General features: G+C 46.3%; 10 protein-coding genes. 5 read left to right on the forward strand and 5 right to left on the reverse strand.

The features are described 5' to 3' along the window. Positions 1-4: 4 nt before the first annotated feature. A complete protein-coding gene (locus L4C42_RS15075; RefSeq protein ID WP_429761070.1) occupies positions 5-754 on the forward strand; it encodes an urea carboxylase-associated family protein in 750 nt (249 codons plus the stop codon). Positions 755-1,027: 273 nt separating this feature from the next. On the opposite strand, the gene L4C42_RS15080 is transcribed toward L4C42_RS15075, so the two are convergent. The 3 genes from L4C42_RS15080 to L4C42_RS15090 all read right to left on the reverse strand — a co-directional run bounded on the left by L4C42_RS15080 (position 1,028) and on the right by L4C42_RS15090 (position 5,075). Further along, positions 1,028-2,257, reverse strand: a complete 1,230-nt coding sequence (locus L4C42_RS15080; protein WP_429761072.1) for a DEAD/DEAH box helicase — start codon at positions 2,255-2,257, stop codon at positions 1,028-1,030. A gap of 156 nt (positions 2,258-2,413) precedes the next feature. Beyond that, positions 2,414-4,150 (reverse strand): gamma-glutamyltransferase, encoded by a 1,737-nt coding sequence (gene ggt / locus L4C42_RS15085; RefSeq protein ID WP_429761074.1) that lies wholly within the window; start codon positions 4,148-4,150, stop codon positions 2,414-2,416. Positions 4,151-4,298: 148 nt separating this feature from the next. Then, positions 4,299-5,075 (reverse strand): sulfite exporter TauE/SafE family protein, encoded by a 777-nt coding sequence (locus tag L4C42_RS15090; protein ID WP_418642552.1) that lies wholly within the window; start codon positions 5,073-5,075, stop codon positions 4,299-4,301. 226 nt (positions 5,076-5,301) lie between these two features. On the opposite strand from L4C42_RS15090, the gene L4C42_RS15095 reads away from it, so the two are divergent. Next, complete coding sequence (locus tag L4C42_RS15095) at positions 5,302-5,820, forward strand: DUF2058 domain-containing protein (RefSeq protein ID WP_418642551.1); 519 nt, start codon at positions 5,302-5,304, stop codon at positions 5,818-5,820. A 61-nt stretch (positions 5,821-5,881) separates the two neighbouring features. Here the strand turns inward: L4C42_RS15095 and L4C42_RS15100 are convergent, their stop codons facing one another. Continuing rightward, positions 5,882-6,604, reverse strand: coding sequence for a LytR/AlgR family response regulator transcription factor (locus L4C42_RS15100; protein WP_353498890.1), 723 nt, complete (start codon positions 6,602-6,604; stop codon positions 5,882-5,884). A gap of 10 nt (positions 6,605-6,614) precedes the next feature. Then, a complete protein-coding gene (locus L4C42_RS15105; RefSeq protein WP_429761077.1) occupies positions 6,615-7,691 on the reverse strand; it encodes a sensor histidine kinase in 1,077 nt (358 codons plus the stop codon). Positions 7,692-7,848: 157 nt separating this feature from the next. Between L4C42_RS15105 and L4C42_RS15110 the strand changes: the two genes are divergently transcribed. The 3 genes from L4C42_RS15110 to L4C42_RS15120 all read left to right on the forward strand — a co-directional run bounded on the left by L4C42_RS15110 (position 7,849) and on the right by L4C42_RS15120 (position 12,422). Continuing rightward, a complete protein-coding gene (locus tag L4C42_RS15110; RefSeq protein ID WP_429761079.1) occupies positions 7,849-8,898 on the forward strand; it encodes an efflux RND transporter periplasmic adaptor subunit in 1,050 nt (349 codons plus the stop codon). Continuing rightward, the gene (locus tag L4C42_RS15115; protein WP_429761081.1) at positions 8,898-11,975 is read left to right on the forward strand and encodes an efflux RND transporter permease subunit; all 3,078 of its coding nucleotides are present in this window, start codon (positions 8,898-8,900) and stop codon (positions 11,973-11,975) included. The genes L4C42_RS15110 and L4C42_RS15115 overlap by 1 nt, the downstream gene beginning before the upstream one ends. 90 nt (positions 11,976-12,065) lie before the next feature. Beyond that, the gene (locus L4C42_RS15120; RefSeq protein ID WP_429761083.1) at positions 12,066-12,422 is read left to right on the forward strand and encodes a DUF2147 domain-containing protein; all 357 of its coding nucleotides are present in this window, start codon (positions 12,066-12,068) and stop codon (positions 12,420-12,422) included. The last annotated feature ends 122 nt before the right edge of the window (positions 12,423-12,544 follow it).

Below are 12,544 nucleotides of genomic sequence, written 5' to 3' on the forward strand. Positions count from 1 at the left end.
AATGATGTCTAAAACAGTCACGAAGCAAAGCGGCATGTTGATGGGAACACCCATAGCCTCAAAATATCTTGAAATGACAGAAAAACGTGACCAGTTGCGTTCTGTCTCAAAGGGTTATATTGAGCGCCATAGCGGCAAAGCCTTTAAAGTCAGTAAAGGCCAAGTGTTTCGAATTATTCAATCTGATGGCCCGCAAATTGGTGATGTTTGGGTATTCAATCAGCATGACCGTACTGAGCACTTTATGGGGCATACGACGTTCCTATATGAAGGTGCGTATTTAGCACAATACAGTCAACTTTGGTCGTGTATGCCCAATGTTAGACCAATGGCAACAATGCTGGTGGAGCACTCTGGTAATCCAACACTGCCAGAGAACTTTCATAATCACGTCGCGTTAGGTGGTCACTGTACCCAAGCTCAGTGGGAGCTGTTAAGTGGTGTCAAAGGGCATAACAGTTGTCACGACAATGGCATTCAGGCCGTCGCTGAGTTTGGTATGGGCGAGCAAGATATCATCCATGACAACTTCATGGTATTCCAGCCGAGCTTTATTCAAATGGATGGCAGCGGTGATAGCATGCCAAGCCAAAGTAATCTGGGTGACTACGTTGAATTTGTCGCAGATATGGATCTGTTGGTTGCGGTTTCAGCCTGTCCAGTTGGCGACTACTCGGTGCCGATGACTGAGCCTGAAAAAGTGAATGCAAAAGGGCTCGGTTATGAAATCCTAGAATGGTGTGAAGCGGATTAGTTGGTATTGCTCGATAAGCTCTAAATATGGCATCTTGCCCCACGCCGAGCGTCAACGCTCCCCCAAAAAAGTCATTCCCTTGGAAAAGGGAATCTCAGTCAGCGCGATCTGAATGTAACTAACGTGACTGTGCAGTTAGCTAAGCGCTTTAGGAGATCCTCACTATTGTGAGGATGACGAATTAACGGTGAGCTGGTATTCGCGATAAAACAAGAGGCCAAAGTCCAGAAGGTTGTTAACTTAAACTCTGGCACACCTTCGCTCCAAACCCATTTAAGAGCGCTTAGTTCTACCCTGGAACTGTTTAATGCTCTTCTTTTTGTTGGTTCTGCGATTAGCTTGCTTATCTCTAGGAGCTCGCTTGCTTTCGCCAGACGAAGGCTGGTCGGTAACAGGAAAACCATCCAACTCTTGTAGCGCTAGTTCACGTTGAGTCACCTTTCTAATAGCGGTCAAATACTCTGTCTCACCGTGACACACTAAAGAGACCGCGATACCTTTTTGTCCTGCCCTTGCAGTGCGACCGATTCTATGTACATAAGTCTCTGCGTTTGAAGGTAACTCAAAGTTTATCACTACAGGTAATTGCTCTACATGAATACCGCGTGCAAGTAGGTCTGTGGCGATCAGCACGTTGATTTGTTGCTGTTTGAATTGCTCGAGAGTAGCTTCTCGCTCTGCCTGATCTTTGTTGCCATGCAGTGCAGCCGTGTTTAGCCCAGCTTTGTTTAACTTCTTACAAAGTGCATCAGCGTTGTCTTTGGCACCAATAAATACAAGTACCTGACGCCAGTTATGACGGCTGATTTGGTCAATCAGCGCTTTGGTTTTGTTTCCCTTATTAACGAGATAGAGTGTTTCATTTATCGATGGTTCTGCATCTTCCGTTTTCTTCGCTTCAATGAGTGCTGGTGAGTTAAGTAGTTCGTTGGCCTTGCTCTCTAGTAGCTTCGGGAAAGTAGCAGAGAACATCAGTGTTTGACGCTTTGCTGGCAGCATCTCGATGATGCGTTGGACATCCGTCCAGAATCCCATTTCTAACAGGCGATCGGCTTCATCAAGAACCAGTTTATTGATGTTGCTGGCCATTGGCGCGTTTTCAGTGAGTAGTTCAAGCAGGCGGCCTGGCGTTGCGACAATGACGCTTGGTTGTTTGGCAAGAGCCGCTTTTTGCTGTTCTTTATCCACTCCTCCGAAAATGCTGATTGATGTCAGCTTTGTATGCTGAGTTACCAGAGAGAGCGTGTTATTGACTTGTGAGGCAAGCTCGCGAGTAGGCACCAGTATAAGCGCCTGTGAGTGTGATGACACTGCGAGAAGTTGCTCCAACAGTGGTAAGCCATATGCCAGTGTTTTACCGCTTCCTGTCTTAGCGATGGCCAATACATCCTGCTGATTCAAAATCGCAGGAATAGTGAGTGTCTGAATTTCCGTTGCTGAGCGAAATGTATCGGGCAGCGCTGCTACCAATTTTTGGCTTAGAGAGAATTGAGAAAACGGCATAGTGTTGGTCTTAACCTTTGCTGTGCTAGTTGGGAAGCGGCGTGCACTTTACCACAGATAGTGATGAGTTTATCTGCCCAACATAATGGTCTCTTTGACATCTTTGCAGCTGCGCTACAAAAAAGGCTAAAAGCACCTGCTTTTAGCCTTCCCAAATTAATCGCCTAGTGAGGTCGAAGCCCTGCGTCTATCTGTTGCGCCATGTAGCATTCCATCTTTGACTTCAATGGCATTGAGGCCGCTCACAACAGGAATAACGTGTACCTTGTAGCCCATTTCAGCAAAGCTTGGCACCATAGATTCGGCGAAGGTGCGCTTTTCGACCAACAGGCCAGTCGGATTGTATGGCTTAGTGCGGTCAATTTTGGTGCCGTATTGGATGTTCGGCAGGTCAATCGCATCTTGAGCGGATAGGTCCCAATCAACAATGCCAACAATAGTTTTCAGTACATAACCCGGAATTTGCGAGCTACCAGGGCTGCCTACGACGAGACGCAGATTATCGTCTTTATCGAACACCATCAGCGGGGTAATGGCAGAGCGAGGACGTTTGCCTGCTTCAATGGCGTTTTGTACCGGTTTACCCTTTAGGCTTGGAACCGATGAAAAGTTGGCCATTTGAGCATTCAGCAAGACACCATCGACCATGACACCAGAGCCCATACCCGTGCCGACGGTACTGGTCATCGCGATGGCATTACCTTCGCTATCGACAATAGAAATGTGTCCAGTATCTTGGCTTTCAAAGCCTTCGTGTGCAGCCGGTGTCGCTACCTCGGGTAATCCTGGCTTAATGCTCTTGCTATCACCCGCGCCTTGTTCTGGGATCATGTCAAAGCGATCATCGATATAGTCTTTATCGAGCAATGCTTCAACGGGTGTATCTACATAGCTTGGGTCGCCGGCGTAGGCAATGCGGTCTTCTTTAGCAAGGCGCATTGCTTCAACCATCAGTCGCCAAGGTTCCGCTGTGGTGATTGGCATTGAAGCGATATCGTATTTTTCAAGCATGTCGAGAGACTGGGAGACCAATACACCACCAGAAGCAGGATAGCCGAACGAGACAATGTCATTGCCACGGTAGCTTGACTTAACGATGTCGCGCGTCTTCACACGATAGTTAGCAAAGTCAGTGAGAGAGAGTTTCGCTTGGTCTTTTTCGAGGCGAGCGTTGACCGTTTCGACAATGTGCTTTGCCAGTGCTCCTTGGTACAGATAATCAGCACCTTGTTCGGCGATGGCTTTAAGCGTTGTCGCCATGTTAGGGTTGGTCATGTTAGTGCCCGTTGGGCGGATGGTATCGCCTTCCCAGTAGAGCGCTTTTATTTCTGGATCATGGATAAGTCTGGTTTGTTCACGCACTACGATGTCATAGGTGTAGCTGTTCATCGAATAGCCGTTTTCAGCGTAATTGATAGCTGGCTGTACAAGCTGTTTCCAATCCAGTTTGCCGTGCTTTTCGTGAGTGTGCTGAAGAAGCTTAAGCGTACCTGGAACCGCTACGGAGCGAGGACCCAAAATGTCGTCGCGGCTAATCGCCTTACCGTCTTTATCTAGAAACATGTCTGGAGTGGCACTGGAAGGCGCTTCATCACGGCCATCGTAAGCGGTAAAGGATTTAGCTTTGTTGTCGTAGTAGAGAGCAAAGGTGCCACCGCCAATACCCGTCATATCAGGCTCTACTACTGACATCACTAACTGCATAGCGACCATCGCATCGACCGCGTTACCGCCTTGTTTGAGAATGGAGTAGCCAGTGCTGGTCACATAAGGGTTGGTGGCACTGACCATAAAAGATTTGCCAGTGTCGTTGGGTGCAGTAGGGAACGGATCAGGCTGCGCCGTTACCGAGCATGAAACAAGCGTAGCGATCAACGCGATACGAAATGACATAAAAGCCTCTAAACGATGTGTCATGGATACAAATAAAGATAGGTGCTATCAGTAACATATCCACTTGATGCTTGTTTAACCGTTAGGTCATGGCTTTGTTATCACTTGGTCAGAGCCTGATAAAGCAGGTCTTGGTAATAGCTTGGCATTATAGATAGGTGTCGTAGAAGAAATAACAGGTAATGGCGATAGAGCTTAACGTGACAAAGCGTCGCACATAGATTTGTGGTAGCTGTCTTGAGAGGTTCGCCGCGACATAACCGCCAGTCAGTGTTCCAAGCATTACAGCGATGCCAGAATACCAATCGATAAGGCCATTAAAAACAAACAGCACGATGGCAATTGCGGATGCGCAGGTTGAGATAAGGAGTTTCAAGCCGTTCATCAAATTGATGTCTTTGTAGCCAGCAACCGCAAGGTAGCTTAGGCCAATCACCCCAAGTCCCGCGTTGAAAAAGCCGCCAAAAACACCGACAAGGAATAAAAACAGCGCAAGTCCAAACGCGACTAACCCACCAAGGTTACGATGGCTACTCGCCATTTGCAGCCGAGCATTAATACGATCGCCAAAAATGAACAGCAAGGTGGCGAACAGTAATAACCAAGGTATCGCGCTGACAAACTGTTGCTCTGACACAATGATCAGTAAGTAGCTGCCACTGATGCCTCCGGCGATACTGAGTAGCACCACCTTAAGTAAATTGCCGCGGTCTTTAAGCACTTCTCGGCGAAACGCATAGGTGCCACTCAAATAACCAGCACAAGCGGCGAATGTGTTGGTCGCATTAGCGACAATTGGCGGGATACCGATAAACAGCAGTGTCGGAAAGGTAATAAAGCTGCCACCGCCGGCCACTGAATTGAGTACACCGCCGAAGACACCAGCAATAAACAGTAAAGCAATCTGTGATAGGTCGAGCAGCATAATCGGTAAAATCAATGAGATGGGGAGTGTTTGCCAACATAGCTCAAACCTAACTCATTCTCAAAACCGACATTCTGAAGCGTGATCTATGAGTCATCATCCTTCAATATTGGACAGTGAGTATGTGGGCGCAAAATCGAGGAGATTCTCGCGGTTTGCACTTGCTCTTGCCGAGCTTTCTTGGGATCATGCCAACAATTGTGAAAACAAACTAGGATTGCATTCCATGTCGAAACTAAGCCTTCAAGAGCAGATGCTAAAAGCGGGTCTGGTCAACGAGAAGAAACTGAAAAAAGCCAAGAAAGGTTCGAAAAAATCACGTGTTCAAGCGCGCGAAGCAAAAGCTGCAGTAGAAGAAAGTAAAGCGGCACAAAAAGAGCGTGACCAAGAGCTCAATAAGCAGCGTGACGAAGAAAAATTGAGCAAAGAAATCAAAGCTCAGGTGAAGCAACTGATTACTCTTAACACTATTGAACATGGCAACGGTGACATTAAATACAACTTCACTGATGGTACTTTGGTTAAGTCGTTATATGTTACTCAAGAAGTGCGTGACCAGCTAAGTAAAGGTCAGTTGTCTATTGCACGTCTAGAAGAAGGCTACGCGGTGATCCCAACCATCGTTGCGAAGAAAATCGCCGAGCGTGACCAAGAGACCATTATCGAAAACGACGTGAAAGAAGAAGTCGTTGAAGAAGATGACCCGTATGCACAATATGTGGTGCCAGACGATCTGATGTGGTAATACTCAAACGTTACGTTAAAGCCCAATCATTGTATTGGGCTTTTTGTGGTTTTAAAGGCGGTTACTTCAAGTACTCATTCACCACAGCCACCTTCGCTCTAGCGACCGGTATCGCCTGACTCACTCCACTCAATGACAGCAGAGTATTTCTAGCCTCACGTTGGACTTGGGTTATCAAACCCACGTTGACGATAAAACTGCGATGTACTCGCAAAAATTGCTCTGTGCTCAACTCTTTTTCAAAGTTGGTCATGGTTTCTTCTGTGACTATCGTCTGTAACTGAAACTTTCTCTGTCCTGAGGCTGTTAGGTTAACTTGTTGGTAGCGGCCGATGCTTTCTATGTAGCTGATATCGTTCTCGGTGAGCCTGTAGGTTGTCTTGCCATCATGGACTAGAATTTCCAGTTCCAAAGAAGGTGATACCAGAGGTGGAAGGGCTTTAATCTTTTCAAGGCAGCGCTCAAGTCTGGTCTGGCGAACGGGTTTTAATAGATAGTCCACGACTTTGGTTTCAAATGCGCTCAACGCGTGCTCTGAATAAGCTGTCACATAAACGAGATGATAAGGTACATGCTCTGTGGCTTTGGCGACCATGAAACCATCCAGTCCTGGCATCTCTATATCCATAAATACGATGTCGGGTGTCTGCTGGCAAATTGCCTCAATCCCTTTTTGGGGATCGTTGTAGCTACCAACTACGTCAATCTCTTCAAATGCCGCAAGGCTACGTGCTAAAGCTTGAGTCGCTGCGGGCTCATCATCTATTAATAAGACTCGGTACACAGGTTTCTCCTTAAAAATCATGACGAATGGTGATTTGTGCGCAGCTAGTATCGTTGGAAAAACCCATTGAAAAATTGGCGTCGTCGTATTCTAAATTTAGGGTGTCAACAATATTACGGTGACCACTGCCGGCTTCAAATTTAGGCGTTGTGGTTTCTGGCCAACTGTTGCAAACAGCAATGCAAAGCTCCCCATCTGCATAGCGGGTTTTGACTTCAAGATGAATGGGGTTGATGGTCTTACTTATTGCATGCTTAATGACGTTTTCTACCAATGGCATGATCAGCATTGGCGGGATTTGCAGCGCTTGACTCTCTTCACTTACATCTATGGAGAAATGCAATCGCTCGGTAAAGCGAGCTTTTTGGATCGCTAAATAGTGCTCAATCAGCTCTATCTCATCACTGAGTAATATTCGCTTCTTGTCGGAGATTGCAATCGTGCCTCTGAGTAAGTCACTGAGTTCGAAAATAAGCTCCTGAGCGAGTTCGGGACGTGTTGGGATCTCGCTGTGTAGCAGGTTCAGTGTGTTGAACAGAAAGTGCGGATTGGTTTGAATGCGCAGTAGAGAAATCTCAGACTCTTTTAATGACATCTCAAGCTCCAATGCTTTTTGTTTCAGCTGCCAACTGTGAACGACCATAGTGTAAATGGTCACTTGCAGTAATAGGTTCAAATGAGTAAGCAGCTTTAGCCGGACGAGTTGAAAGACGGTTACGGTGTCAAATGTCTGCGGCGCCGGGAGACCGCCGGAGGTAAAGGCGATAGCTAATGAAGCTAAAACCAAGTTGATCAAGATTTGATATGGCAGCTTGTGGCGATAGAGAGCACCAAATTTGGCATCAAATAGTCGTCGCAATAGCCAAAATAGTGCGCATATTGAAAATATGCCTGTGAGGGCACGAAAGACCATGTTCAAGGTCAGAGGCTCATCCAGCGCAATCATAACGTAGTACAGTGAAGAGTAGATAATCACAGAGTTGATGAGTGGCCATACGACCAGCAACAGCAAGTCCTGTCGTGAGAACGACAACTTGGATAACAGTGATTTTGAGAACAAAGACTTTAGGATTGGAGGTTTCAACATAGGCACTCTAGGAATAAGGTGCTGACAGTATAAGTGAAACGACGTTGTCTGTTGACCCGCTCATGACCGAAATAGACCCAATCGTACATTTTACCATTTTGCGATAAGCCCAGCCGATTACTATGGCTCGTAAATGTCGTTGTAATGGTTGAATGAAATGAGAACGCCACAAACTTATAAAAACGGACTGACTACCTTGATAGTCGCGCTAAGCCTATTTGGGTGTAGCAAAGATGAAGTGCCGGAAGCCACCTCTGCGCCAATCAAACCGGTGAAAACGTTGGTTGTAAATCAACAACAGCAACAGGTGAGGCACTTTACTGGGATTCTCGAGGCGAACAAAACCATCGATATGAACTTTCGAATCCAAGGTGAGTTAACAGACCTTCCTATCAAATCTGGTCAAAAAGTAGAAAAAGGGCAGTTATTGGCGCAACTAGATAGTAGCCAACAGCTAATTAACAAAAAATCGAGTGAGGCCTCTTTAAAACAAGCGAAAGCAGAGTACGAACGAGCACTGTCACTTATTAATAAAAAGGCAATCAGCCAAGCGAATTTAGATGCGTTGGAGTCGCAATATATTTCAGCCCAAGCCGCTTTTGAGCAAAGTGTAAAAGATGTTGAGTACACCTCTTTACTTGCTCCTTTTTCTGGTGTGGTGAGTCATCGTTATATTGATAACTTCTCTAAAGTCACTTCGTCGACCAAAATCCTTACGTTGCAGGATGTTGAACAATACAAAATCACCATCACGGTGCCACAATCACAGTTTGTGCAAACTCAAACAGCCGACGCCGTTAAACTCAGTGCAGAGATAGAAGGGTTCGCACAGTCATTCCCACTCAAAGTCGATGAGCTCAGTGTAAGTCAGCAAAGTAGCCAGCAGCTACACGTTACCTTAGTGATGCAGCCACCGTCTGAGCGCCGATTGTTTACTGGGACGTCAGTCAAAGTGAAAGCCGAAGCGTTTGGTCTCAGCAATGGAATGGTACTACCTAGTCATACTGTGCTTAGCGATGGCGACGAGCATTATGTGTTTGTGGTACATCCAACAACCAACGTGTTAGAGAAGCGTATTGTGCGCGTTGACGGCGTCAGTGAGCAGGGCATCAATATTGTTGAAGGGCTATCGAACGGCGAGCGCGTCGTGATTGCCGGAGTGAGCCAAGTTCATGACGGGCAACAGGTAAGAGTGGAGGCGAAGTAATGTCGATGACTGCCTTTTCTCTAAACAACAGCCGTATCACGCTGCTCATTATTGCGGTGTTGACGTTTTTGGGTATCCAAGCCTACAACACCATCCCAGAAGCGTACGACCCTGGCTTTACAATTCGAAATGCTCAGGTCATCACCCAGTTTCCAGGTGCCAGTCCAAAACGGGTTGAAGATCTGGTCACCGATCCGCTTGAAAAAGCCGTGTTAGAGCTTGCTGAACTGGACTATGTTAAAAGCCAATCGAAAAACGGTGTGTCGATACTCACCGTTGCTATCAAAGAGGACTACTCTGACCTTCAGCCAATTTGGGATAAATTACGTCGTAAGATCGAACGTGCTGCGAGTACGCTACCTGAAGGGGTTGGAGCGCCTGTAGTCAACGATGAATTTGGCGATGTCTACGGCATTGTTCTTGCGATTCACGGTGAAGGCTTTTCTTATCGTGAGCTCAAGCAAACGGCGGAAGATCTTCGTAGTGGGCTGTTTTTACTCGACGATGTGGCTAAGGTTGACCTTCATGGTGTGCAGCAAGAGCAAATCAAACTCAAATTCGATGCTAATGCACTGACTGCCTATGATTTAACGCCTAATCAGCTCGCGGATATTTTGTCAAAACAGAATATCGTCTTGAGTGGGGGGAGTGTCGTCTTTGGGCAAGAACGCTTGCCAATAGAACCTAGTGGTAACTACAACACACCCGATGAGGTCAAAGGTACCTTGGTGACGCTACCATCAAGCGGTAAAACGGTAAGGTTAGACAGTTTAGTCACCCTCGAATCTGGTTACGAGTTTCCTATCAACAATCCCGTTTATTTCAATGGAAAACCTTCTGTTAACGTTGCGATTGCAATGGTCGAAACCGGTAATAATGTGCGTTTGGGCGAACAAGTCGACGCTTATGTAGAGCAGTTCACTCGTCAGTTACCGATTGGTCTTGAGATCAGCAAGGTCAATTTTGCGCCTAAGGAAGTAGAAGACAAGGTCAATCAATTTGTATCGAGTCTAGTGCAGTCGATGACGGTCGTTGGCTTAGTCATGTTTATTTTCTTGGGCTGGCGTACAGGTTTGATTGTCTCCTTGTTGGTGCCAGTTAGCATGCTACTGACCATTTTAGTGATGTCTCAAATCGGGGTCGGTCTAGATCAGATCTCTCTTGCTGCACTTATCATCGCTCTTGGTATGTTGGTTGATAATGGCATTGTGATGTCAGAGAACATATTAGTTCGCATTAACCAAGGAGTGAGTAAAAAAACGGCAGCGATTGAGAGTGCCAATGAGCTTAAACTTCCTTTGTTGACGTCTTCCTTAACTACGTCCGCCGCTTTCTTGCCGATCTTCCTGGCAAAGTCGACCATGGGTGAGTATACGGGGGCACTGTTTGTGGTCGTGACGATTACGTTATTGGCCTCTTGGCTATTAAGCTTAGTGATGATCCCACTGCTTTGTGTGCTGCTCTTAAAACCAACCAAACAGGTGAAGCAACAATCGCCTACTCAACTTGCTTGGTATGCCAATCTACTGACAAAGCTTATCCGCTTTCGCTGGTTGACGGTTGTGGCGATGCTGGTGGCTACGGTGTTTGCTTTTCATGCGATGAAGTGGTTACCGAATATCTTCTTCCCACCATCGGAGCGAGCTTTTTTCAAGATGGAAGTGACGATGCCAATGGGCACCTCCATTGAGCACAACCAAGCCATGGTTGCTGACATTGAGCAGTACTTACTTACCTTGCAAGCTAAGAGCGCTTCGGATGCTAAATCGAGCGATAACTTGGGTATCAAAAACCAAGGAATTAAAAACTGGTCTGTATACGTTGGTTATGGTGGCCCACGTTATATTTTGCCGCACAGTTCTCGAACGTCGAGCCCAGAGTACTCATTCTGGATCATTAACACGCATGACTATCGTGATAACCCAGAATTGATGCAACGCATAGAGTCTTACGTCAATGAGCATCACCCAGATGCCATTGCCACCACAAGGCTTATCGAAAATGGTGCGGCAATTTTAAACCCGGTTGAAATCCGATTAAATGGATTGGATCAGGACAAGGTGTTTGCGATTACTCAAGAAATCAAGGCGAAACTCGCGAGCATTGATGGCCTTAAAGACATCAGTGATGACTGGGGGCAAAAAACCAAGACGATTCGTATTGTCATTGATCAACAAAAAGCGGCGCTCGCAGGTGTGAGTAACAGAGATATCGCGCTGAGTTTGCAGACCTCTTTGGTGGGTAAGACCTTGAGTGAGTTTCGTGACGGTATCTTGAGTATTCCTATCGTGCTCTCCAATGAAGAGCGAGAGGAACTCAATGTCGAGCAAATTTTGGCGCTGCCTATCTATACTCCTGCGGGAGATGTGACTCTCGCGCACATTGCTGACGTTGATATCGTATGGCAAAACGCCAAAATCTATCGTCGTAATAGTTATAAATCCGTCACCATTGGCGCCCAGCTAGAGCCAGGCTATACCGCAAGCGAAGGGTTGAATGCGATTTTACCTTGGCTAGAGGCAGAGTCTAGAAATTGGCCAAGCGGCGTGTTTTTTGAGCTTGGTGGTGAATTTGAGAAGTCGGAAAAGTCGACGGGTAGTATCAGTGAGAACTTACCGTTGGCGCTGTTTGTGATTATTGGTTTGCTGGTGGCGCAGTTTAACTCATTTAGAAAGCCCATCATCATCCTATCAACGATTCCGATCGCGTTTGTTGGGGTAGTTGCAGGTCTACTTATTGGTAATAGCTTCTTTGGTTTCATGACGTTCTTAGGCGTGATATCGCTGGCGGGTATCGTGATTAACAACGCCATCGTTTTACTAGAACAAGTGGACATTGAGATTGCCTCTGGCAAGCGTGCTATTGATGCACTGATCGCAGCGGGTAAGAGGCGAATGAAACCTATTCTTCTCACCACTTTGACGACCGTACTGGGCATGATACCGCTACTGATTACAGGTGGAGCGATGTGGCAGACGATGGCGATTGCCATTGTCGCGGGTCTGATTTTCTCTACTGTGCTGACGCTGATATTTGTACCTGTACTGTATAGCGTCTTCTATCGAGTGAAGATCTAACTAATGATTGTTAGAGAGCTAATGATAAAGGGAGGTTTGCTCCCTTTATCAACTTTCAAAAGTGGGCTTTAATTCTACAAGGATATTAAAATGAAAATACTGTTTACCTTATTCCTTACCCTATGGTCGATGATGACTTTTGCGGATTCGACAGTCATCGAAGGTCAGTGGTTGGCGGAAAACAAAACCACACACATTGAAATTAGCCAGTCTAAGCCGGGCCTTTGGCAAGGCATTGTGACTAAATCACCGTTACAACCTAAATTAGAAGGACAACAACTCTTATCAGATATGATAGAAGTAGCGGATGGCTTTAAAGGAAAGGTGTACGCGATCAAGAAGGCGAAGCACTATGATGCAGACATATTTTTAGTGGATGACACATTGCAAATAGAGGTGAAAGCTGGGTTTTTCAAAAAAACCATGATTTGGACGCGCATCGAGTAACTGGGTTGTACTGATACGTGCTTGATTTAGAGGGGAATGGGGGAAAATGACCCATTGACCCCCATTTTGTGCCCGTTGGTGCCCTAGTTTGTCGCGTTAAAGTAAAGAGAGCGGTAGTTTGA

The sequence above is a fragment of the Vibrio wakamikoensis genome (assembly GCF_050337275.1).
GTDB classification, from domain to species: Bacteria; Pseudomonadota; Gammaproteobacteria; order Enterobacterales; family Vibrionaceae; genus Vibrio; species Vibrio chaetopteri.

What these genes read in the sequence shown, in the direction of transcription:
- L4C42_RS15080 (WP_429761072.1), bottom strand. Translation starts at nt 2,257, where the DNA reads ATGCCGTTTTCTCAATTCTCTCTAAGCCAAAAATTGGTAGCAGCGCTG.
- L4C42_RS15115 (WP_429761081.1), top strand. Translation starts at nt 8,898, where the DNA reads ATGTCGATGACTGCCTTTTCTCTAAACAACAGCCGTATCACGCTGCTC.
- L4C42_RS15075 (WP_429761070.1), top strand. Translation starts at nt 5, where the DNA reads ATGTCTAAAACAGTCACGAAGCAAAGCGGCATGTTGATGGGAACACCC.
- L4C42_RS15095 (WP_418642551.1), top strand. Translation starts at nt 5,302, where the DNA reads ATGTCGAAACTAAGCCTTCAAGAGCAGATGCTAAAAGCGGGTCTGGTC.
- L4C42_RS15090 (WP_418642552.1), bottom strand. Translation starts at nt 5,075, where the DNA reads ATGCTGCTCGACCTATCACAGATTGCTTTACTGTTTATTGCTGGTGTC.
- L4C42_RS15120 (WP_429761083.1), top strand. Translation starts at nt 12,066, where the DNA reads ATGAAAATACTGTTTACCTTATTCCTTACCCTATGGTCGATGATGACT.
- ggt (WP_429761074.1), bottom strand. Translation starts at nt 4,150, where the DNA reads ATGTCATTTCGTATCGCGTTGATCGCTACGCTTGTTTCATGCTCGGTA.
- L4C42_RS15105 (WP_429761077.1), bottom strand. Translation starts at nt 7,691, where the DNA reads ATGTTGAAACCTCCAATCCTAAAGTCTTTGTTCTCAAAATCACTGTTA.
- L4C42_RS15110 (WP_429761079.1), top strand. Translation starts at nt 7,849, where the DNA reads ATGAGAACGCCACAAACTTATAAAAACGGACTGACTACCTTGATAGTC.